General features: G+C 62.6%; 21 protein-coding genes. 12 read left to right on the forward strand and 9 right to left on the reverse strand.

The genetic code is table 11. The features are described from left to right. Positions 1-133 precede the first annotated feature (133 nt). From H7K34_RS01825 to H7K34_RS01835, 3 genes are all read right to left on the reverse strand, one after another. Positions 134-871: a response regulator gene (locus tag H7K34_RS01825; protein WP_264059258.1), complete on the reverse strand. Its 738-nt coding sequence runs from the start codon at positions 869-871 to the stop codon at positions 134-136. Further along, a complete protein-coding gene (locus H7K34_RS01830) occupies positions 835-1,518 on the reverse strand; it encodes a sensor histidine kinase (RefSeq protein WP_264059260.1) in 684 nt (227 codons plus the stop codon). Before H7K34_RS01830 ends, H7K34_RS01825 begins: the two co-directional genes overlap by 37 nt. 1,015 nt (positions 1,519-2,533) lie before the next feature. Next, complete coding sequence (locus H7K34_RS01835; RefSeq protein ID WP_264059261.1) at positions 2,534-3,730, reverse strand: NtaA/DmoA family FMN-dependent monooxygenase; 1,197 nt, start codon at positions 3,728-3,730, stop codon at positions 2,534-2,536. Positions 3,731-4,766: 1,036 nt separating this feature from the next. On the opposite strand from H7K34_RS01835, the gene H7K34_RS26710 reads away from it, so the two are divergent. Genes H7K34_RS26710 through H7K34_RS01850 form a run of 3 tightly spaced genes read left to right on the forward strand, consistent with a single transcriptional unit; the run spans position 4,767 to position 5,946 of the window. Then, on the forward strand, positions 4,767-5,276 hold the full coding sequence (locus H7K34_RS26710) for a TetR/AcrR family transcriptional regulator (protein ID WP_264059263.1): 510 nt from the start codon (positions 4,767-4,769) through the stop codon (positions 5,274-5,276). Then, complete coding sequence (locus tag H7K34_RS01845) at positions 5,273-5,620, forward strand: DMT family transporter (RefSeq protein WP_264059264.1); 348 nt, start codon at positions 5,273-5,275, stop codon at positions 5,618-5,620. Before H7K34_RS26710 ends, H7K34_RS01845 begins: the two co-directional genes overlap by 4 nt. After that, positions 5,617-5,946, forward strand: a complete 330-nt coding sequence (locus tag H7K34_RS01850; protein WP_264059270.1) for a DMT family transporter — start codon at positions 5,617-5,619, stop codon at positions 5,944-5,946. Before H7K34_RS01845 ends, H7K34_RS01850 begins: the two co-directional genes overlap by 4 nt. 483 nt (positions 5,947-6,429) lie before the next feature. Here the strand turns inward: H7K34_RS01850 and H7K34_RS01860 are convergent, their stop codons facing one another. Beyond that, positions 6,430-7,338, reverse strand: coding sequence for a cupin-like domain-containing protein (locus tag H7K34_RS01860; RefSeq protein ID WP_264059272.1), 909 nt, complete (start codon positions 7,336-7,338; stop codon positions 6,430-6,432). A gap of 250 nt (positions 7,339-7,588) precedes the next feature. Between H7K34_RS01860 and glnA (H7K34_RS01865) the strand changes: the two genes are divergently transcribed. From glnA (H7K34_RS01865) to H7K34_RS01900, 8 genes are all read left to right on the forward strand, one after another. Then, complete coding sequence (glnA, locus tag H7K34_RS01865; protein WP_108921428.1) at positions 7,589-8,929, forward strand: type I glutamate--ammonia ligase; 1,341 nt, start codon at positions 7,589-7,591, stop codon at positions 8,927-8,929. A 51-nt stretch (positions 8,930-8,980) separates the two neighbouring features. After that, positions 8,981-11,962 (forward strand): bifunctional [glutamine synthetase] adenylyltransferase/[glutamine synthetase]-adenylyl-L-tyrosine phosphorylase, encoded by a 2,982-nt coding sequence (locus tag H7K34_RS01870; protein WP_264059279.1) that lies wholly within the window; start codon positions 8,981-8,983, stop codon positions 11,960-11,962. Continuing rightward, positions 11,959-12,600: a PaaI family thioesterase gene (locus H7K34_RS01875; RefSeq protein WP_264059281.1), complete on the forward strand. Its 642-nt coding sequence runs from the start codon at positions 11,959-11,961 to the stop codon at positions 12,598-12,600. The genes H7K34_RS01870 and H7K34_RS01875 overlap by 4 nt, the downstream gene beginning before the upstream one ends. After that, positions 12,597-13,457, forward strand: coding sequence for a TIGR03619 family F420-dependent LLM class oxidoreductase (locus tag H7K34_RS01880; RefSeq protein WP_264059283.1), 861 nt, complete (start codon positions 12,597-12,599; stop codon positions 13,455-13,457). Before H7K34_RS01875 ends, H7K34_RS01880 begins: the two co-directional genes overlap by 4 nt. A 32-nt stretch (positions 13,458-13,489) precedes the next feature. After that, entirely contained in the window at positions 13,490-13,711 is a 222-nt protein-coding gene (locus H7K34_RS01885; protein WP_264059285.1) for a hypothetical protein, read from the forward strand. An 18-nt stretch (positions 13,712-13,729) separates the two neighbouring features. Continuing rightward, a complete protein-coding gene (locus tag H7K34_RS01890; protein ID WP_264059286.1) occupies positions 13,730-14,233 on the forward strand; it encodes a hypothetical protein in 504 nt (167 codons plus the stop codon). A gap of 110 nt (positions 14,234-14,343) precedes the next feature. Continuing rightward, the gene (locus tag H7K34_RS01895; RefSeq protein WP_264059288.1) at positions 14,344-15,741 is read left to right on the forward strand and encodes an FAD-dependent oxidoreductase; all 1,398 of its coding nucleotides are present in this window, start codon (positions 14,344-14,346) and stop codon (positions 15,739-15,741) included. Positions 15,742-15,805: 64 nt separating this feature from the next. Next, positions 15,806-16,417, forward strand: coding sequence for a TetR/AcrR family transcriptional regulator (locus tag H7K34_RS01900; RefSeq protein ID WP_264059290.1), 612 nt, complete (start codon positions 15,806-15,808; stop codon positions 16,415-16,417). A gap of 77 nt (positions 16,418-16,494) precedes the next feature. On the opposite strand, the gene glnA (H7K34_RS01905) is transcribed toward H7K34_RS01900, so the two are convergent. Beyond that, complete coding sequence (gene glnA, locus H7K34_RS01905; protein ID WP_264059292.1) at positions 16,495-17,931, reverse strand: type I glutamate--ammonia ligase; 1,437 nt, start codon at positions 17,929-17,931, stop codon at positions 16,495-16,497. A 259-nt stretch (positions 17,932-18,190) separates the two neighbouring features. Between glnA (H7K34_RS01905) and H7K34_RS01910 the strand changes: the two genes are divergently transcribed. Then, positions 18,191-18,607: an RDD family protein gene (locus H7K34_RS01910; RefSeq protein WP_264060439.1), complete on the forward strand. Its 417-nt coding sequence runs from the start codon at positions 18,191-18,193 to the stop codon at positions 18,605-18,607. 18 nt (positions 18,608-18,625) lie between these two features. Here the strand turns inward: H7K34_RS01910 and H7K34_RS01915 are convergent, their stop codons facing one another. Genes H7K34_RS01915 through H7K34_RS01930 form a run of 4 tightly spaced genes read right to left on the reverse strand, consistent with a single transcriptional unit; the run spans position 18,626 to position 21,957 of the window. Further along, on the reverse strand, positions 18,626-19,378 hold the full coding sequence (locus H7K34_RS01915) for a DUF4191 domain-containing protein (protein ID WP_108921420.1): 753 nt from the start codon (positions 19,376-19,378) through the stop codon (positions 18,626-18,628). A 43-nt stretch (positions 19,379-19,421) separates the two neighbouring features. Beyond that, the gene (gene lipA, locus H7K34_RS01920) at positions 19,422-20,360 is read right to left on the reverse strand and encodes a lipoyl synthase (protein WP_264059299.1); all 939 of its coding nucleotides are present in this window, start codon (positions 20,358-20,360) and stop codon (positions 19,422-19,424) included. Further along, positions 20,357-21,046 (reverse strand): lipoyl(octanoyl) transferase LipB, encoded by a 690-nt coding sequence (gene lipB, locus H7K34_RS01925; protein WP_108921609.1) that lies wholly within the window; start codon positions 21,044-21,046, stop codon positions 20,357-20,359. Before lipB ends, lipA begins: the two co-directional genes overlap by 4 nt. An 11-nt stretch (positions 21,047-21,057) precedes the next feature. After that, positions 21,058-21,957, reverse strand: a complete 900-nt coding sequence (locus H7K34_RS01930) for an NAD(P)H-binding protein (RefSeq protein ID WP_264059305.1) — start codon at positions 21,955-21,957, stop codon at positions 21,058-21,060.

The raw sequence follows: 21,957 nt of genomic DNA on the forward strand, positions 1-21,957 counted from the left end.
GGGACATCACCTGATCCGCCAAATCGTCCAGCGATGACCCGAGACCCTCGGCAACCAGGGCGGCGGCGCCGCCGATGCCGTCGTCTAGTGGTCTGCGGCGTCGCTCGACCAGACCATCGGTGCGGCCCCGGTCTCAGGCCAACTTTCCGCCCCGCGATTCTATGGGTAGTAGATTGTTCCGATGGGCATAGACGGCGGCCTGAATTCGATCACGGAAGCCTAACTTTGCGAGGATGTGTGATACATGCGTCTTGACTGTCTGTTCGCCGATCCCCAGTTGATGGCTGATTTCGGTATTGTTGAGCGCCTTCCCGATTAGAAGAAGGACATCTCGTTCACGCTTGGTCAGGTTTTCAAGTTCAATCGGCAGTGAGGACGTACGCGGAGAGCTAAGTGCCTGGCTCAGGCGCGGGGCTAAACGGCGCACAATAGATGGGTCAATTAATGCGTCGCCTCGGGTGACGACTTTGATCGCGGCAAGAAGTTCTCCTGGAGGCAGGCTCTTGAGCAGGAAACCACTTGCTCCTGCATTCAGCGCTTGCTGGAGCGTTTCCTCATCATCGTAGTTAGTTAAGACAAGAACCCGGGTTGAGCTGCGTGCACTTTGGAGCATTCTGGCCGCGTTAACTCCATCCAGCTTAGGCATCCGGACATCAAGGAAGGCCACATCTGGCCGCAAACGAAGCACCTCCGTGACTGCGTCTCGCCCATTGGTCACTTCGGCAACGCAGTGGACTGTCGGTTCAGACTCGAGAGCCGCACGCAGACCTGAGCGGAACATATGATGGTCATCTGCGATGAGCACCGTTACGGTCCGAGAAGAATTTCCCACTGTCACCACTCTCCCAAAGGGATCGTTGCTGTCGCCCACCAGGTTGACGTTGAGCGGTCTGAGCCGAATTCGAATACTCCGCCAAATATCGATACGCGTTGATTGATGCCCGCAAGACCGCGGCCGGCGGAAACTCTGTCCTCTGCCATAGTAGAAGGCATAGAGTTCTTCTGCACGATGTCAATTTGAGTGTCGGTCATTTTGATGGTCAACAGTGCGCACCCTTCACCGTATTTCAGCGCATTTGTTAGCAGCTCCTGAGCAATCCGATATACGACAATGTCCAGAGATTGCTCTAAGCTGGGCGGCACAGTATCGATATCGGCCTTAACTTCAAGACCCGCCCCTCGCACTGTCTCAAGCACCTGATCGAGATTGGCAATGGAAGGCTGACGATGTCCATCAATGTCCTTGCCATGAAGCAGATCTAACTGACGATGCAAATCCGATGCGGCAGCTCGGCTGGAGCGCTCGATCGCCTCTAGGGATGTACTCGCTCTTGCCGTATTGCCGCTGCCCAAAGCTCGTCGAGCTGCGCCAGCCTGCATCCCCGTAGCACTGACGTGGTGAGAGATAACATCGTGCAGATCGCGAGCGATCGCAGCACGTTCCTCGACAACTGCCTGCGTTAGGGCAGCGCTTTCGAGCAATCGACGACGGTCAGCTATGTGCTCCAGCGCTGCCACGTGGGCGCTCCGCGCCGTGTTGTACCTGCCCACCAAAAGAGGTAGCCCTGCCCAGGTGACGACACCCAGACACCACACCGCCCACGTCCGCGGATCAGCGGTATGGATCCGCCATAGAAAGTCGTCTCTAACGACAATCTCACCAATCACCACGAACAACGCTATGAGAGCACGCCGATAGGACCACCACGCCCCCGTCAGATAACCCCGCCACAAGAAATGCTGCGGGAGCGACAGGTTGAATCACAGGCTCATTGCGGAAGGCCCACGCACCGGTGGCTTGCACAAAAGTTATGAAAATCCATACATATCCGGCAAACCTGGGCGGCAAAACCAGCGCAAGTCCGGAACCGACAATCAGTGCCCCAAATAGCGCAACTTTCGCCAAAGCGGACTCGGGCAACCCATTAAGGCTGAACAGCACCACATCTGTAGCCGCCGCCGACAGCGCCAAGACACGCAGCTGGCTGGTCAGAGAGCACTCGGTCCGCATGGCGACGCTCACACTAACGTTGACCAACGACCTTGGATCACCCTCTGAGGTGATTCAAAGTCACTCTGGAGAGGGAGCGCCGAGCCGCACAGCGATGATAAATCTGAACAAGACATATATTCAGATAGTGGCACGATATTCGCTCCTTGTCACGTTCGCTGACATCAATCAGCCGCGATAAAATTTAGGACGATTGAGTTGGCACACAATGTATCTACCAATCACAAGGTGATTCTGATCACCGGAACTACATCGGGGTTCGATAAACTCGCCGCTCAACGAGTCTCGGCGGGGTGGGCACCTTGTCTATGAACCCACTTGCCGCGTCGCCTCGGGCTTGGCTTGCGAATGATCTAGTGCAGCAAAAGTGCAGATACTAACAACGGACGTAGAAGTATCAGATCTTGACAGTCCATCACAATTACTTCGATGACGTCATTAAATAGATGCCGGGATCATAATGAATTCGCCCAGGCGATAGTATTCAACGTATTGTCACCGAGCCTATCTCGACAGACCGGTTCATCTTAAGGCAGCCCTAGGCTGTGCAGAAATTTCTTGTCCAGTGTACTCAGTCCGGAATACACCACGTCGTTGCAGGATGGGAACTACCGCACGTGTGAACTCTTCCGCTGAATCAGGAACTAGCAACGGGTAAAGAATGAAACCGGCGACTCCAGACTCTTCGAAGAGTTGTTGTATTTCGTCTGCCACCTGAGTGGCGCTCCCAACAATAAGAGGTACTCCTCCATGGCTAAGCGACATGGCCTGCATTAGCTCCAGGAGAGGCGGGTTACCCATTGATTCATTAACTCTGGAGACGAGGTCGACCGCACCCTTCGCAGCACCCTCACTGGTAGGAATTTCTGGTAGCGGCTGATCGAGCGGTAATTGTGTTAGATCAAAGTCTAGATATCCCGACAACAGCGATACTACATCACGTATATCTGCTTTGGATTCCAGGTAACGCTTCCGCTGTTGCGCAATGTCTTCCGTTTCCGCCACGATGGTGGATATCATCGGGAGGACTTTGCAAGATTCCGGCGAACGACCAAACGCGCGCATGCGCCCCTGCATGTCAAGATTGAAAGCCTTCATGTCATCGGCCGTGTGAAGCCCACAGAAAATGGCCTCGGCCCATCGGGCTGCGAATTGCAGACCACGCTCAGAAGCACCAGCTTGCATGATAACCGGGCGACCTCGAGGGCTTTGAGGCACAGTGAGTGGTCCTTTAGTGTGTACGTAGCGGCCATCGTAATTAAACGGTGTCACTTTAGCGGGATCGATAAATTGCGAAGCTTCATGATCCGCAGTAAATGCATCACTGCTGAAACTATCCCATAATTTAATACAAGCATCAACAACCTCATCCGCTTGGTCATATCTTTCGGATTTCGGCAACATTTGCGACATGCCAAATCGCTGCGCTTCGTCATCCCTTCTGCTGGTCACAACATTCCATATAACACGCCCGCCACTGAGAACATTTACAGTGCCAAGAGACCGGGCTATGCCGTACGCCGACAACAAGCTCGTAGAGGCCGTGACCCCAATACCAATATTGTCAGTTGCATGCCCGATAACTGCGGCCAACGGAATCGGATCGAGAAGGTACAAACTGTTACCAGTCTCCAGAGCCTGGTTGCTAAAGGATGCTAAGTCAGCAAAGAATATTGCATCAATTTTGCCTCTTCCAGCATCTTCGAATACTGGACCCAAAAACTGGAATCAAGAATTCGATTTTGAAACGTCGGATGTCTCCAGATACTTGGTCCAGTAGTGGCGAATTGCACTAGATGCATTTGACGTGACATATACAACCTCTCTGGCGGGCATAGGGCATGGCCTGCAATGCCTACTGTTAATCATCGTTGCCCATCGATTCCTGAACGGACGGGCCGCTGAATCGAAAGTACAGGTCTCAGCCGAGGTAAATATCACCCTGTGGAGTGATATTTCTGAAGCAGCTTTGTGGAATCCTAGAAACGAGCAACTGCCTAAAGACGTAGTCGAGTCGATTATCGGAGAGAGGATGTCCACTAAACGTAAGCATCATCACAACCGGTTGGCGACTCCATTAATATTTCACAAAGGAACCTTCCCTCGGCTAGAGGATAATAGGGAGCCAGAATGAGCGTGGAGCGAACCCTGTATCTCCTTCCACCACACCTCGTATGCACTCGCGGAATTCGCATCATCAAGGCGAAGAATCTCCGCGACGCCCGGGCCCAGAGCCGCACGTCGCACCCAGTAGGCTTTGACTCAAATGACATCCGCTTACTTCATCTGCATGTGGAACTACCTGGGTCGTCGGATCCATCGTCAATCCCTGTCCTCAATAACCCACGAATGATCGCCAGCTTGCTTTACGACGCCTGGCTGTTAAACATTGCCCACGGCGGGATCATCGTCGGCGCTAGTGAGAGGCTGCGCCAACAAACTTGTGGACTCTTACTGGAGCGCGACTGCAATGTGCTGGTCAACCCTCCTTCACTCATGGACACCCATATTCAATAAATGAAGAAAGTGAATGTTAGAACCTGCGCAGAGACATCCGCGCCTCCTCCAACCACGGTATGAACGAATGACCGTCGGCGAGCATCTGCACGCCAACTTCGCCGGCTCCCACAACCGCTTGCTCGACGCCAGAGCCGAGAGCGAAATGGACCATCTACATTGATGAAGCATTCGCTAGTGGAGCCTCTCCGACCGTCACAATCTTGGTTACCTACCATATGTATGGTAGGCTTCTCGGGTGACGACGAAGCGAGAGATACTTGATGCGGCTCTCGAGCAATTGCGACAGGGCGGGACTCTGACGATAGATGCAGTAGCTCGGGCTGCCGGCCTGACAAAACCTGGCCTAGTGCATCATTTCGCCACCAAGGAGGTACTCGCGATCGCCGTTGTGGAACACTTGCTCGGAAAATGGACCTTGGATTTGCAGGATCTAGCTGGCGATGAAACCAGCGCCAGTGCCCGACTTCGCGCCTACGTTGAATACACCCTCATGGGCGACATGGATTCCGCTAACCTCGCCCTGCTCGCCGATACACGATTACGTGACAAGCTCTCCACCCTCTGGGCGGCGCGCATGGATACCTGGTTCGGCGAGTCTGCTGACCCATACATTGTCGCGGCACGGCTGATCGCGGATGGAGCCTGGATTGACCGCTCTCTTGGGATAGTCGATCACTCGCCCGCCGAGCGCGCGGCCGTCCTCGACATCGCATTTAACCTCATCGACAAGAGATCGGACATATGAAGAAGTGGTATTTTCTCGCCACAGCAATTGCACTCGAAGTCACCGGAGCGATCTCACTTAAAGGCGCCCTAGATGTCCCTGGCCTGTATGCACTGGTCACGGTTGGATACATAGGATCCTTCTTATCGCTGTTCAAATCGTTACGCAGCGGTATGGCACTCGGCGTCGGGTATGGCATCTGGGGCGCCAGCGGTGTTGCGCTGACCGCTGTGATGTCCCTACTTATCTTCGATGAGCCGATCACACTAATTATGGGCATCGGCATAGCGATTGTAGTGGCTGGCGTGCTGCTCGTAGAACTCGGCTCATACGCCTCCCACAAGAGCACGGAGGTGGCACGATGACCATTCTGGCACTAGCCACCTTGATAGGAGCGATCGCCGGAGAGGTAGGTGGGACAGTATCGCTCCGTATGGCCAGCGTCGGAAACAAGCTCTGGTGGGTATGCGTCGGATTTGGCTATGTTTTCGCTTTCGTCATGCTCTCAGTCGCGCTCTCCGAAGGTGTCGCTCTCGGAGTTGCGTACGGTATCTGGGCCGCGAGCGGAGTCGCGATCACCGCTGTCCTCAGCCGAATCTTCTTCAAAGAACCCCTGACCTGGATCATGGGCGTCGGACTTGTCCTTATCGTGGGTGGCGTCCTACTTATCGAACTCGGTGCCGCACATTGAGGAGCATCCGCCGCCAAGTGCGTGGCGGGTTGACGAAGCGCACAAATGCACCGGAGGTAGGAATACCTTCACAGTGATGAGTCATTGAGATCACCGTGCGTGTCGAACAAGCGGTTGACAGCAACCGACATTGCGCGCGGAGGTCTGCGGTTCAAGCTCTGATCAGAAGCCGTGACTACAGCGATTGCCTGGGCCGCCCTGCCAGAACGCGCACCATCTGATCCCCAGAACGACGCGAGGCATATGACCACACGCGATGACCACGCTACCTTTTCCGCTGTTTCCCGTTTTCTGGACTTCTGGTCGATAGTGCACTTCAAGTAGTTCAATATTCTTTGGGATTATCCTGTCCCTTACTTCCTGACATGATCCGGTGTCATAGCGCACCGGGAGCTGAAATGACCAACACAGCGTTCCGCGACCACGTCCGCGCGATGGTGTTCGACGGGGCATCGACCCGATGGTCGGTCCCGCGTTCAACGATTACGCCCGGGACTGCGCCTGCTCGCCGGCCTGCCCGCTGGAAGGTTGGCGTCCGGCGCTGCGGATGACCTTTTGCGCCAACGCAGAGCCGACATTAAGTCCGGCCTGTGCGACCAGACGGGCCATCTGGCGGGGGAGCTTGAGGTAGTTGATGCTGCGGCAACGCCACCAGTAGTTGATCGATATGTTCTGGTCGATGCCGCAGACCGCGTGCCACCAGCAGGCGGGGATGAAGAGCATGTCACCCGGGCCGAGCTCGACGAGAGCGCGATCGGCGTCGGCCCAGGCCGGGAACCGGGTCAGATCGGGGTCGGCGACATTGACCTGCGAGATGTGGTTGCCCAGGTAACCGAACGGAAAAGGGTAGACGCGGGCGATCTCCCGGGGCGGGCAGAGGACCACTTGTTTTCGGCCGCGGACTTGGGTGAGCAGATTGTTGGGGAGGTCGTAATGCAGCGGTGTGACGTTGTTGCCCGGGCCGAACCACAAATTGACGGCGGAGTACTTCTGCTCATCTACGAAGGGCGGAAAACGAATATCGGGCCAGAGCTCGGGCAGGCCTGTCTTGATGGGCAACTGGACGACGTAGAGCTGGCCATCGGAGAGGTCGCCGCCGGCAAGCAGCTCGATGTAGTCGGCGAGCTTCATCGACGACGTGGTGACGACGATCGACTTCTTCGGGCTCGCATGGAGGTGCCTGCCCTCGTTGTTAGCTTTGGAGGGCTGAATGGTGCGGGCGCCCACTTTCTCCGTGAGGTAGTCGTTGGTCCATTGCTTGCGCGCGGGCCAATCCTCCATAGCGCCGCAAACGACCACCGGGCGCTGCGGCAACAGGAAACGCTCCTCGAACTCACGGCGGCTTGGACGCTCCAGCCTCGGAATCTCGAACGTGCCTTCGATCTCGAACATGGCTGGCTCCTCCCATGGGTGACGGTAGCAAGGAAAGTTCGCTGGAGCGGCCAGCGCCGATGGTAAATACCGAAAGACCGGCACCGCCGCCAGCGAACGACGTCTGCCGCTTCCACCCGGTCAGGATGCCTTGCGCAGTTGTGTCGGTGGGCCGGGTGCCCATTGCTGACCTGCGTGTCTTTAACCCGGGTGGACGCTAATCAGCACTCCTGTAACACAGAAGTAACAGCCGTTGCCTAGTGTTCGGGGTATGGATCGACAGAAGGAATTCGTCCTCCGCACATTGGAGGAGCGGGACATTCGCTTCGTGCGGCTTTGGTTCACGGACGTGCTCGGCTACCTCAAGTCGGTCGCCATCGCCCCGGCCGAACTCGAAGGCGCCTTCGAAGAGGGCATCGGCTTCGACGGGTCCTCAATTGAGGGCTTCTCGCGGGTCTCGGAATCCGACACCGTGGCCAACCCCGACCCGTCGACCTTCCAAGTGCTGCCCTGGGCCTCGCCCAGTGGCCACCACCACTCGGCGCGGATGTTCTGTGACATCACCATGCCCGACGGCTCGCCGTCCTGGGCGGACCCGCGGCACGTGCTGCGCCGCCAGCTGCAGAAGGCCAACGACCTGGGCTTCTCCTGCTATGTGCACCCCGAAATCGAATTCTTCCTGCTGAAGCCCGGCCCCAACGACGGAACACCGCCCATCCCGGTCGATAACGCCGGTTACTTCGACCAAGCCGTGCACGATTCGGCGTCGAACTTCCGCCGGCACGCGATCGAGGCTCTCGAATTCATGGGAATCTCAGTGGAGTTCAGCCACCACGAGGGTGCACCCGGCCAGCAGGAGATCGACCTGCGTTTCGCCGACGCGCTGTCGATGGCCGACAACGTCATGACGTTCCGCTACGTCATCAAGGAAGTCGCGATCGAAAACGGTGCGCGAGCGTCCTTCATGCCCAAGCCATTCGGCGAACACCCGGGCTCGGCCATGCACACCCACATGAGCCTGTTCGAGGGCGACGTCAACGCCTTCCACAGCCCCGACGATCCACTGCAGCTCTCGGACGTCGGCAAGTCGTTCATCGCGGGGATTCTCGAGCACGCCTCCGAGATCAGCGCGGTCACCAATCAATGGGTCAACTCCTATAAGCGCCTGGTGCACGGCGGCGAGGCGCCGACCGCGGCGTCATGGGGCGCGGCCAACCGGTCCGCCCTGGTGCGGGTGCCGATGTACACGCCGCACAAGACGTCGTCGCGGCGGGTCGAAGTCCGCAGCCCCGACTCGGCGTGCAACCCCTACCTGGCATTCGCCGTGCTGCTGGCGGCCGGACTGCGCGGGGTGGAGAAGGGCTACGTGCTGGGGCCGCAGGCCGAGGACAACGTCTGGGACCTCACCCCCGAAGAGCGCCGCACGATGGGCTACCGCGAGCTGCCCACCAGCCTCGACAGCGCGCTGCACGCCATGGAGGCTTCGGAGCTTGTCGCGGAAACGTTGGGGGAGCACGTCTTTGACTTCTTCCTTCGGAACAAGCGCGCGGAATGGGCGAACTACCGCAGCCACGTCACGCCTTACGAGCTGAACACCTACCTGTCGCTCTAGCTCACAGGGGCTCCCGGATGGTCTGACAGATCGGCGGGTTGCGCTACCGTCGTGGTCGTGACCAAACCCACCACCGAGCGCCCCCGGCTGCCCAGCGTCGGCCGGCTCGGTTTGGTCGATCCGCCCGCCGGTGAGCGCCTGGCGCAACTGGGCTGGACTCACGACGACAAGGCACACGTCGACCTGTTGTGGGCGTTGTCGCGGGCACCCGACCCGGACGCCGCGCTGCGCGCCCTGGTTCGGCTCGCGGAGAATCCGGATACCGGGTGGAACGAGCTCAACACCGCGCTGCTCAATGAGCCCGCCCTGCGCGGGCGCCTGTTCTCGGTGCTGGGATCGTCGCTGGCCCTCGGCGACCATCTGGTTGCCAATCCGCAGTCATGGAAGCTACTGCGGGGCAAGGTCAAACTGCCCACTCGTGACGAACTGCAGCAAGCATTCAGCGGTTGCGTCGACGACGCGTTGGCCGAGCCGAATTCGGTGGTGCCCCGATTGGGCGCCCTGTACCGCGACCACCTGTTGGTGCTGGCGGCGCTCGACCTGGCCGCGACGGTCGAGGACGAGCCGGTGCTGCCGTTTACGGTGGTCGGCGCCCAGCTGTCGGACACCGCCGATGCGGTGCTGGCGGCTTCGCTGCGCGCGGCCGAGGCGACCGTATGCGGCGACCGCACTTCGCCGCCGCTGGCGGTCATCGCGATGGGCAAATGCGGTGCCCGCGAACTGAACTACGTCAGCGACGTCGACATCATCTTCGTCGCCGAGCAAGCCGACGCGCTGTCCACCCGGATAGCCACCGAGATGATGCGGGTGGCGTCGACGGCATGCTTCGAAGTGGATGCCGGGCTGCGGCCCGAGGGGCGCAGCGGTGAGTTGGTCCGCACGGTCGAATCGCACGTCGCCTACTACAAACGCTGGGCAAAAACCTGGGAGTTCCAGGCGCTGCTGAAGGCCCGCGCCGCCGCCGGGGACGCGGAATTGGGCGCGCGCTATCTGGCCGAGTTGATGCCGATGGTCTGGATCGCCTGCGAGCGTGAGGACTTCGTGGTCGAAGTGCAGGCCATGCGGCGCCGGGTGGAGCAGCTGGTGCCGTCCGATGTTCGCAATCGAGAGCTCAAGCTCGGCAGTGGCGGCTTACGCGATGTCGAGTTTGCCGTGCAGCTACTGCAGTTGGTGCACGGCCGCGGCGACGAATCGTTGCATGTGGCGTCCACGGTCGACGCGCTGGCCGCGCTGGGCGCCGGCGGCTACGTCGGCCGCGAAGACACCGCGAATCTGACTGCCTCCTACGAGTTTCTGCGATTGCTCGAGCACCGGCTGCAGCTGCACCGGCTCAAGCGCACCCATCTGCTGCCGGAGGCCGACGACGACGAGGCGGTGCGTTGGCTGGCGCGAGCGGCCCACATCCGCCCGGACGGCCGGCACGACGCGGCCGGGGTGCTGCGCGAGGAACTCAAGCACCAGAACGTGCGGGTGTCCCAGCTGCACGCCAAGCTCTTCTATCAGCCGCTGCTGGAGTCGATCGGGCCTCCCGGCCTGGAGATCTCGCACGGTATGACGTCGGAAGCCGCGGAGCGGCAGCTGGCCGCGCTCGGCTACGAGGGGCCGCAAACCGCGCTGAAGCACATGTCGGCGTTGGTCAACCAGAGCGGCCGCCGCGGTCGCGTGCAGTCCGTGCTGCTGCCCCGGCTACTGAACTGGATGTCCTACACCCCGGACCCCGACGCCGGGTTGCTGGCCTACCGGCGCCTGTCCGAGGCGCTGGGCTCGGAAAACTGGTACCTGTCCACGTTGCGCGACAAACCCGCGGTGGCCAGACGGCTGATGCACGTACTGGGAACTTCCACGTACGTACCGGACCTATTGATGCGGGCCCCCAGGGTGATTCAGGACTATGGCGATGGGCCGGCCGGCCCGAAACTGATCGAGACCGAGCCCGAGGTCGTCGCCCGGGCGCTGATCGCCTCGGCGGCCCGCCATCCGGACCCGGTGCGGGCCATCGCCGCCGCCCGCACCCAGCGCCGCCGAGAGCTGGCCCGCATCGGTTCCGCGGATCTGCTCGGCATGCTCGAAGTGCGGGACGTGTGCAAGGCGCTCACATCGGTATGGGTGGCTGTGCTGCAGGCCGCGCTCGACGCGCTGACCCGGGCCAATTTGCCCGAAGACGGGAAGGCTCCCGCGGTCATCGCGGTCATCGGCATGGGCAGGTTGGGCGGCGCCGAACTGGGCTACGGCTCCGACGCCGACGTGATGTTTGTTTGCGAGCCGGCCGCTGGCGTCGAGGACTCGGCCGCGATCAAATGGTCGACGACGATCGCCGAGCAGGTTCGCACGCTGCTGGGGACGCCCAGTGTCGACCCGCCACTGGAAGTCGACGCGAACCTGCGTCCCGAAGGCCGCAGCGGCGCACTGGTCCGCACCCTGGGTTCCTACACCGCCTACTACGAGCAATGGGCGCAGCCCTGGGAGATCCAGGCGCTGCTGCGTGCGCACGCGGTCGCTGGTGACGCGGAACTGGGCCAGCGGTTCATGTTGATGGCCGACACGACGCGTTATCCGTCCGACGGTGTGTCCGCGGAAGCGGTGCACGAGATCCGCCGGATCAAGGCCCGGGTGGAATCCGAACGGTTGCCGCGCGGTGCCGACCCCAACACGCACACCAAGCTGGGGCGCGGTGGACTGGCCGACATCGAATGGACGGTGCAGTTGCTGCAACTGCAGCACGCGCACGAGATCCCGGCGCTACACAACACCTCGACCCTGGAGTCGCTCGACGTGATCGCCGAGCAGGGGTTGGTCCCCGCGGACGAGGTGGACCTGCTGCGCGAGGCCTGGCTGACGGCCACGCGGGCGCGAAACGCGCTGGTGCTGGTTCGGGGCAAGCCCACCGACCAGCTGCCGGGACCCGGACGTCAGCTCAATGCGGTGGCAGTCGCCGCGGGCTGGCACAACGATGATGGAAGTGAGTTCTTGGACAACTATCTGCGGGTGACGCGACGTGCAAAAGCGGTGGTGCGCAAGGTGTTCGGGAGTTGAATCAGGGAGCCGGCGCGTACGACGCGATGTTCGAGGTGCTCAGCACGGCAGAGGCTGATCGAGTGACGGCTCTCTACGCTCCGTTGGCCGAGGCGGTCCGGGAACTCATCGACGCCACCATCCGGACCGAAGCCGACGACGTCGTCGCCAGGGCACGCACCGAGATCGAGGCCGTCACCGCGCTGCTGCGCCAGCGAACCCGGCCGGTCGGAGTGAGCTTTCGCGTCGATGGCCGGACACTGCCGTTGGGTAATGCCGTGGTTGGCCTGTGCAACCCGATCGCCCCGCCGATCGTCGTCCACCACGACGGCGACGGGCGCTGCCATAGCGAGTTCTTCCTCGGGTCGGCCTACGAGGGCCCGCCCGGCCTGGTGCACGGCGGCGTCAGCGCACTGGTGCTCGACCATATGCTCGGCGAGGCGGCCAGCGACGGATTGTCCAAGGCACGTTTCACCGGAACCATCTCCGTGAAGTACTTGCGCGGCACACCTTTGGGACCACTTCGGTGTGATGCCTGGATCGATCGCAGCGAGGGCGTCAAAGTCTTTGCGCGGGGCACTATTTCGGATGCGAAAGGGGTGACCGTGGAGTCGGAAGGCGTCTTCATCGAACCGGCCTGGGCGCGGGAAGCCCCGTGAAGTTCTACATCAGCAGCGCCTTCCTGAACACCCGGGAGATCATCGAAATCGCCAAGGCCGCAGACGAGCTGGGCTATGACGGCATCGGCATCCCCGATCACGTGGTGAACCTGGAGACCCTGGACACGCCGTACCCGTACACCAAAGACGGGGAACGACGCTGGCAGCCGTTCACTGATTGGCCCGACCCCTGGGTTCTGGCCGGCGCGCTGGCCCAAGTCACCACCCGGCTGCGATTTGTCACCACGGTCTACATTCCCGCGATGCGCAATCCCTACTCGGCGGCCAAGGCGATTGGGACCGCGGCAGTCTTGGCGCCGGGGCGGATCGAACTCGGCATCGGAGTCGGCTGGTGCCGCGAAGAATTCGCGCTGATGGGCGAACAGTTCGACGCCCGGGGCAAACGCACCGACGAGATGATCGAGCTGATGCGGGAGCTGTGGGCGCCGGGCTGGACGGAGTTCGACGGCCGGTTCTACAAGACGCCACGGCTGGAGATGCAACCGACTCCGCCACCGATACCGGTCTACGCCGGTGGGCTCAGCGACGCCGCCCTGCGTCGCGCTGCGCGCAACAACGGCTGGATCGGTGACCTGATCAAGACCGAACACGCCATCGAGGCGGTGGGCAAGCTGCGCGACTTGCGTCTCGAAATGGGTTTGACCATGCATGATTTCACTATCCTGACGCCGCTCACCGACGCGTTCACCACCGCCGACTATCAGCGCGTCGCCGATGCCGGCATCACCGGCATCATCACGATGCCGTGGATGTTCTACACCGGACCCGACGCCACGCTGGACGACAAGATCGACGGCATGCAACGCTTCCGCAAGGATCTCGCGCTCGACGGCTAGACGACGGGATGCCTCGCGGCCATACTCGACGCATGCCCTTCACGGTTGTGTTCAGCAACGGCGAACCGCGCGATTACGGCGTATTCGACAAGTACCAGGTCACGGATGCGGGCGTGTTGGTCATCGACATGCATCGCGAAGACGTGACCCGGCACTACATCGCTCCCGGCAGTTGGCTGGAGATTGTCGAAATGGCCGACGGGCAGCCCGCCGGCGCGTCGCGAGGGGTTCTGGGAGTCAGACCTTCTCGGTAGGTCCGTATAGGGGGAAACATGCGACGTCAACCGTTCGTCTCGGCGGCCGCGGCGATGGCCATCGGTCTGGTCGCGGCGGCGTGCAGCAGTTCGCCTAATTCGAGCACCGCGTCGAGCAGCAATACGACGGGCACCAAGACGATCACGACCTCGGTGTCGCAAGCCACGACGACGTCGGCCGCCCCGACAGATCTGCGGTCACTGATACCCACGCCGGCGAACACGCAGCGCACCGACGGTCCCGATTCCATCGCGGACAACGGCATCCATCTGCACTTCCTGGTCAACGGGTCGCCGAGCGACGCCATGGGCGGATATAAGGCCGCTTTGGAGGGTGCGAGCTGGGCGGTGACCGTGGTGAGCTCGGGTGGCGGCGGCGAAGGCGGCGGCGCGACTTACACCGGGACCAACGGCAACTCTTACGGAGTGTTCTCCGGCGGCGGCTACGGCAGCACCACCGATATCGACGCGTGCGCGTGGCCGGCCAAGCCGGCCAATCCCGACTGCGGGCACCACCGGTAACGACGGCCGTGGAGTCATCCTGCCTGTTTGACCGTTTGATCCGTGCATCCGAATAATCGGTATAGTCGTACCGTATAGCAATACCGATCTTGCGAGCGAGGAGAACCGCGATGGCATCGTGGCGTGACAAACTTTCGGAGCTTCGGGACGCCCTGCAGGGACCCGTGTTCACGGCTGAGGATCCGGATTACGACAACGAGGTTGCGGTGTTCAACATGGCGGTGAGGCACCGGCCCGCGGTCGCGGTCGGCGCCGCCAACGCCGCAGACGTGTCCGAGGCAGTGCGGTTCGCCGGGCGCCACGACCTGAACATCGCCGTCCTCAACACCGGTCACGGACCGACGGTATCGGCCGGCGAGGACACGTTGATGATCACGACGAGCAGGATGATCGGTCTTGCCGTTGACGCCGAAAAATATTGGGCAAGAGTAGATTCAGGAGTTCGATTCGGTGAGCTTGTGGAAGTGGCCGCAACGTACGGACTGGCTCCGCTGCCCGGTTCCTCGCCCGGGGTTGGCGTTGTAGGCTACACCCTCAGTGGTGGGGCGAGCTCGACGATGGGGCGCAAGTATGGCTGGGCCGCCGATCATGTCAGCGCCATTGAGGTGGTGACCGCGGACGGTGAATTACACTGTGTGTCAGCAGAATCCGAATCTGACTTGTTCAGCGCTCTATTGGGCGGAAAGAGCAACTTCGGTGTTGTCGTAGCGATGGAGTTCGCGCTCTTTCCGGTGACCTCGTTGTACGCCGGCGCGCTCTTCTTCTCCGGCGCACACACCCGGGAAGTACTGCAGGCCTACCGAGAACTCACCGCATCGGCGCCCGACGAGTTGACGACGTCATTCGCGCTGGTGAATCTGCCCCCACTTCCCAGCCTTCCGCCATTTATGCAGGGGCAGTTGACCGTATCGGTGCGCGTCTCCTACGTCGGCGACGCGCATGTCGGCGCGCAGTTGATCGACCCGTTACGCCGGGCGGCTCCGGTGCTGGCGGACGGCGTGGCCAGCATCCCGTACACCCAGTTCGCCACCATCAGCAATGACCCGACCGATCCCGCACCGGCTGTCGAGCATTTCGGGTTGCTTCGAGAATTGAACGAGGACACCGTGAAGGCAATCGTCGATGCGGTGGGACCCGGCTCCGGTAGTCAGATCAATATCGTCGACATCCGGCATCTACAAGGGGCTTTCAGCAAGCCGCCGCCTTTCCCGAACGCGGTGGGTGCGCGCGACGCCGCGTATGGGATTTTCGGTCTGACCGTCGTACCGCCCGGGCAGGAAGTCGCGTCATACCGCGACTCTGGACGCGAACTCCCTGCGGCACTGCAGACTTGGCTGCATGATATGGCTAGCCCGAGCTTCGTCGGGCCGGCTGATACGTCCGAGGAGCGCACCAGGAAGTCCTACGATCCCACGGTCTACGAAAAGCTGCGGACGGTCAAGGCGCTCCACGACCCATCCAACAGATTCCGGCTCAACCACAACATTCGGCCGCATTTCGCCGCTTAAGACGCGCCTCGCGCCCGGCGCCGATGGGCTTTGCTTACCGTCGGTATGTCCGTACCATACAAAAATGGCTGTAGAGAGTCGAACGCGCCGGGCCGGGGGAGCGCGCCGAGCTGCGGTGGTCCAAGCTGCCGCCGGCGTGCTAGCCGAGCGGGGTTACGAAAACTCCCGTTTCGCCGATGTAGCACGAGCCAGCGGGACGGCCATCAGCACGCTGCAGAACTACTTCGGCTCGCGCGAGGACATGCTGATCGAGGCGATGCGCCACGCGACCGAAGTCGAGGTGGCCGCGCTGGAGGCGGTGGCCGACACGGAGAAAGACCCGTGGAATTGCCTGGTGGCGATCATCGACCGCAACCTGAACACGCCGGTCGGCAGCCACCAGTTGCTGCTCGAGTTCTGGCGCTCGGGCATCCGCGACGGGGAATTACGTGACTACGGCGAAGAAGGCTGGTACCGGTACCGAGCGCCGTTTCTGCGAACGGTGATCGAGGGCCGCGACGCCGGTGTCTTCACGCCCGCGGTCGCGCCGGAGGATCTCGTCGATTTGCTACTCGCCACGCTCGCCGGCGCCATGATCCCGCGGGTGCTGCGCTTTCCCAGCACGTCGGCGGATCGCTTCCGGACCGCCCTGCTCCGGCAACTCGCCGGGATGCTGGGCAGAACCGGATACCAATAGGCCACCCGGTGAGCGATCGTGGGCCTGATCGCCGACCGGGTGGCCGTTAGTGGTTTTCGACGTGTCTAGACGTCTGCCTAAACGTCGTAGTACAGCGCGAACTCGTACGGGTGCGGCCGGATCTGGACCGGCAGGATCTCGCTTTCGCGCTTGAAGTTGATCCACGTCTCGATCAGGTCGGGCGTGAAAACGCCTCCCTCGGTGAGGTATTCGTGGTCCTCTTCCAGCCGGTCGATCACCGCGGACAGCTGGGTGGGTGCCTGCGGGATGTTGGCGGCCTCTTCGGGCGGCAGCTCGTAGAGGTCCTTGTCGACCGGAGACTGCGGCTCGATCTTGTTCTTGATGCCGTCCAGGCCGGCCATCAGCATGGCCGCGAACGCCAAATACGGGTTGCCCGACGAGTCCGGGCAGCGGAACTCCAGCCGCTTGCCCTTCGGGTTGCTGCCGGTGATCGGAATACGCACACATGCCGACCGGTTGCGCTGGCTGTAGACCAGGTTGATCGGGGCCTCGAAGCCGGGCACCAGGCGCTTGTACGAGTTCGTCGTCGGGTTGGTGAACGCCAGCAGCGACGGCGCGTGGTGCAGCAGGCCGCCGATGTAGTGGCGAGCCGTGTCCGACAGGCCGGCGTATCCGGTCTCGTCGTACATCAACGGGCTGCCGTCTTTCCACAGCGACTGGTGGCAGTGCATGCCGGAGCCGTTGTCACCGAACAGCGGCTTGGGCATGAAGGTGACGGTCTTGCCGTTCTGCCAGGCCGTGTTCTTGACGATGTACTTGTACAGCTGCATGTCGTCGGCTGCGTGCAGCAGCGTGTTGAACTTGTAGTTGATCTCGGCTTGACCGCCGGTGCCCACCTCGTGGTGGCCCTTCTCCAGGCTGAAGCCCGCAGTGATCAGGTTCTGCAACATCTTGTCGCGCAGGTCGACGTAGTGGTCGACGGGAGCAACCGGGAAGTAGCCACCCTTGGGGCGGACCTTGTACCCACGGTTGGGAGTGCCGTCGTTCTCGGTCGGCTCGCCGGTGTTCCACCAACCCGAGATCGCATCCACCTCGTAGAACGAGCCGTTGGTGCGGGAGTCGAAGCTCACCGAGTCGAAGATGTAGAACTCGGCCTCGGCGCCGAAGTACGCCGTGTCGGCAACACCGGTGCTGATCAGGTAGTTCTCCGCCTTGCGCGCGACGTTGCGGGGGTCGCGCGAGTAGGCCTCCAGGGTGAACGGGTCGTGCACGAAGAAGTTCAGGTTCAGCGTCTTGGCTTCACGGAAAAGGTCGATCTGCGCGGTGGCAGGGTCGGGGAGGAGCAGCATGTCCGACTCGTGGATCGATTGGAATCCGCGAATCGACGAGCCATCGAAGGCCAAACCGTCGTCGAAAACGCTTTGGTCGAAGAACGAAATCGGAATCGTGAAGTGCTGCATGATGCCGGGCAAGTCACAGAACCGGACGTCGACGAATTCGACGTTCTCGTCCTTAGCCAGCTTGAAGACGTCGTCGGGCGTCTTTTCCGTCACTGAATTGCTCCTTTGCTTGATAATCCGCGGCCTGACGCTATGGAGATGATGTTGCCCGCCCGTCAACCCCGTGTTGCGCGGAGGTTACGTGACCACGCGTCCCACAGATCTCAAGTGGAGCAACGGCGGGTTCTATTGTGAGGCCTATGGATCGCAAGATCGTATCTGGTCTGCCATATGGGCGCAGCAGTCAGTCCCGGCCCCCGATGCAGGTGGGCTTCATGGCTGCCGACATGGCTCCCGACCCGGCGAAAGGCCGCTGATGGCCCAGTCGAGTCCGACATACCCCGGTGAGACGCTCGGCCTGCCGCAAAGCGGGCCGGGATCGTTGGCGTCGATGGGCCGCCGCCTGGCGGCACTGTCGATCGACTGGCTGATCGCCTACGGCCTGGCGGCGCTGGCCATGGCGTTCGGCATGTTCTCCGAGCGGATGTTGTCGACGGCGGTGTTGGTGATCTGGTTTCTGCTCGGCCTGGTGGCGGTGCGGCTGTTCGCATTCACACCCGGCCAGCTGGCGCTCGGCCTTGGGGTAGTGGCGCTGGACGGGCACCTCGGCATTGGCCGGGCAATCGCGCGCGGGCTGCTGGTTGCCCTGGTGATCCCGGCGTTGTTCACCGACTGGGACGGGCGAGGAATCCAAGACCGGGTGACCAATACGGCCGTGGTGCGCCGCTGATCCAGGCCGCTAAAGCGGTTACTTGCGGCGGACGGTGCGCTGCACGCCCTTCATCTTGCCGGCGTTGGGCAGCGGGCCCTTCGGCATGATGGCGGCCCCGGCCCGTGACCCCAGCGCGGCCAGCCGCGACTCCAGGGTGTCCATCTGCTTGACGCTGATGTTGGCCGGAAGCCGGGTCAGATGCCGCTCGAGCTTGCTCAGCGGAACCTCGCCGTCGCCGTTGCCGACGACGATGTCGTAGATCGGGATGTCGCCGACCAGCCGCGCGGTTCGCTTCTTCTCCTGGGCCAGAAGCGGTTTCACCCGGCCCGTCGATCCCTCACCGACGAAGATGACGCCTGGGCGGCCGATCACCCGATGCACCGCGTCGAAGTGGCCGGTGGCCGCAACACCCGGCGTGACACGCCACTTGCCGCGCAGGTTGTCCAACACCCAGGCCGCCGCGCCGGTTTGCCCCTCGGCCTGGCGGTAGACGGATTTCTGGGCCCGGCGGCCGAAGATGATGAACGCCACCAGCAGGCCCAGCACCACGCCGAGCGGAATCAGCATGATCATGGTGAACCCGCCGACCAGCACGCCCACCGTCACCGAGACGGCCACGATCGCGACGAAGGCGCCGATCATGTAGGGGAGCAGGCGCTTGTCCTGCTTGCGCTGCATGTTGAACGCCTGCCACAGCTGGCCGCGGCGCTCCTTGGCCGCGGCCTTGCGGGCGGCGGTCGCCGCTGCCCGGGCGGCCTTGTTCTCGGCGGTGGTGCGGGGTTTAGCCATAATCACTAAGAATACGTACGCGTCGGGTCGGCGATGGCCCGAGTTACCCCAGGGCGTCCGAGGCGCGGCTGCGCACGGCCTGCGCATACAGTCGGCCCGCGCGGTACGACGAGCGCACCAGTGGCCCGGCCAGCACGCCCGCGAAGCCCAGCGCCTCGGCGTGCTGCGCGAACTCGTCGAACTCCTCGGGCCGGACCCAGCGTTCCACCGGGTGATGGCGCGCAGACGGACGCAGGTACTGGGTGATGGTGACGAGGTCGCAGCCGGCGTCGTGCAGGTCGGCCAGCGCGGTGCGCACCTCGTCCGGGGTCTCACCCAGGCCGAGAATCAGGTTGCTCTTGGTGACCAGGCCGGCGTCGCGCGCCGCGGTTAGCACGCCCAGGCTTCGCGGGTAGGTGAACGCCGGCCGGATCCGCTTGAAGATGCGCGGTACCGTTTCGACGTTGTGCGCCAACACTTCCGGGCGCGACTCGAAGACTTCCGAAAGGCGCGCGGGCTCGCCGTTGAAGTCGGGGACCAACAGTTCGACACCGGTCGACGGGTTGAGCTCTTTGATGGCACGCACGGTCTCCGCGTACAACCACGCCCCGCCGTCGGGCAGGTCGTCGCGGGCGACGCCGGTGACGGTGGCATAGCGCAACCCCATAGTCTGCACGCTCTGGGCCACCCGCCGGGGCTCGTCACGGTCCAGCTCGGCGGGCTTACCGGTATCGATCTGGCAGAAGTCGCAGCGGCGGGTGCACTGGTCGCCGCCGATCAGGAAGGTGGCTTCCCGGTCCTCCCAGCATTCGAAGATGTTGGGGCAGCCGGCCTCTTCGCAGACGGTGTGCAGACCCTCGCGCTTGACCAGGTTCTTGAGCTCGGTGTACTCCGGTCCCATCCGGACCCGCGTCTTGATCCACGGTGGTTTGCGCTCGATCGGGGTCTGCGCGTTGCGCACTTCCAGCCGCAGCAGTTTGCGGCCTTCGGGTACGACAGTCACATCGCTGATGCTACGCGGGCGGCGTCGTGCTCCCGCACCGGCAAGACGCCGTCGAGGGCATCGCACACCGCCTCGGCGACGGCCGCGCGGACCTCGTCGACGGTGACGGTGCGTCGCAACTCGGCGGAGCACGACGTCACTCCGGCATCGGTGATGCCGCAGGGCACGATCGAGGAGTACGCGGCCAAGTCGCAGTCACAGTTCAGTGCGAAGCCGTGCAGCGTGGTGGCCCGCGACACCCGTACTCCGATCGCGGCGATCTTGCGCGCCGGCCGGCCGGGCAGCCAAACACCGGAGCGGCCGTCGATCCGGCCCGCGTCCAGGCCCAGATCGCGACACACCTTGATCAGCGATTCCTCAAGGCGCCGGACATAATTGAGCACATCGAGGGGTTCGCCCAGGCCGATGATCGGGTAGCCGACCAGCTGTCCGGGACCGTGCCAGGTGATTTTGCCGCCGCGGTCGGTGTCGACGACTGGAGTGCCGTCCACCGGTCGTTCGTGCGGCTCGGTGCGCCGTCCGGCGGTATAGACCGCGGGGTGCTCCAGCAGGAGCAGCGTGTCGTTGCCGCCGGCCACCCTGGTGTCGGCCAGATCGCGCTGGAGTTCCCAGGCGGTGCGGTATTCGACGGTTCCCAGCTGACGGACGTCGATCGCGGTGGTCTGCGACCGGATGGAGCTCATCACGCTGGTCAACGCTACGCGAACAGCTGTGGATTCGCCGCGACGTACTGCTCGACGCTCAACGCGGGTTGGCCGGTGATCTGCCGGACGTCGTCGGTGGACCGGTCGTAGCGGCCCGCGCGGTGCAACTTCGCCATTGTCGCGAGGTGTTGTGCGACGTGTGCGGGCAGGCCCAGGGGCTGCAGAACCTCCTTGACCCAGGTGTCGTGCGCGACGTCGGCGCCGGTGATCGGGCGGTGCAAAGCGCGGGCGTACTGGGCGGCCAGCCCGTCGATGTCCAGACTTGCCGGGCCGGTCAACTCGTAGACGGCGCCGATGCGATCCGCCGGATTCAGCAGTACCGCGGCTACCACGCGGGCCACGTCGCTGGCGGCGATCGGCGAGGTCCGGCCCGTCCCGAACGGCAGCTGCAAGACATTTCGTTCGCGCAAGGCGGGCGCGGCCAGGGCGGTGAAGATCGGGTTGTCCAAAAACGTCGTCGGCCGAATGTGCACCGCCGGCACGCCCGACCAATTCATCACCCGCTCGGCGAGCCAGTGCAGGCGATGCTGACGAGACTCGTCGGTGCTCGTCAGCGTCATCTGCGACACCGTCATTTGCGACATGTTCACGATCACTTCGAGGCGACCAGACTCCAGCGCCGCCGCGCACACCACCGCCGTCGCCTGCAGGTATTCGGGCGAGACGCTCATCGAGAAGAACATCCGGTCGACTCCGGCCATCGCGTCGACGACGTCGCGCGGCTCGGTCAGGTCGCCGACCACCACCTCGGCGCCCAACGCGCGCAGCGCGCCGGCTCGTTCGTCGTCGCGGTGCACCATGGCGCGTACCTGCTCACCGCGCGAGCGCAACTGTTCGACCACCATGCGACTTACGCCGCCAATGCCGCCGCCCGCACCGGTAATCAAATACAT

The organism is Mycobacterium montefiorense (assembly GCF_025823255.1).
In the GTDB taxonomy this organism is placed as follows: Bacteria; Actinomycetota; Actinomycetes; order Mycobacteriales; family Mycobacteriaceae; genus Mycobacterium; species Mycobacterium montefiorense.

Coding starts and splice junctions, on each gene's coding strand:
- H7K34_RS01915 (WP_108921420.1), bottom strand. CDS start 19,378: ATGGCTAAACCCCGCACCACCGCCGAGAACAAGGCCGCCCGGGCAGCG.
- glnA (WP_108921428.1), top strand. CDS start 7,589: ATGGATCGACAGAAGGAATTCGTCCTCCGCACATTGGAGGAGCGGGAC.
- H7K34_RS01845 (WP_264059264.1), top strand. CDS start 5,273: ATGAAGAAGTGGTATTTTCTCGCCACAGCAATTGCACTCGAAGTCACC.
- H7K34_RS01890 (WP_264059286.1), top strand. CDS start 13,730: ATGCGACGTCAACCGTTCGTCTCGGCGGCCGCGGCGATGGCCATCGGT.
- H7K34_RS01850 (WP_264059270.1), top strand. CDS start 5,617: ATGACCATTCTGGCACTAGCCACCTTGATAGGAGCGATCGCCGGAGAG.
- H7K34_RS01900 (WP_264059290.1), top strand. CDS start 15,806: ATGGCTGTAGAGAGTCGAACGCGCCGGGCCGGGGGAGCGCGCCGAGCT.
- H7K34_RS01860 (WP_264059272.1), bottom strand. CDS start 7,338: ATGTTCGAGATCGAAGGCACGTTCGAGATTCCGAGGCTGGAGCGTCCA.
- H7K34_RS01895 (WP_264059288.1), top strand. CDS start 14,344: ATGGCATCGTGGCGTGACAAACTTTCGGAGCTTCGGGACGCCCTGCAG.
- H7K34_RS01885 (WP_264059285.1), top strand. CDS start 13,490: ATGCCCTTCACGGTTGTGTTCAGCAACGGCGAACCGCGCGATTACGGC.
- H7K34_RS01930 (WP_264059305.1), bottom strand. CDS start 21,957: ATGTATTTGATTACCGGTGCGGGCGGCGGCATTGGCGGCGTAAGTCGC.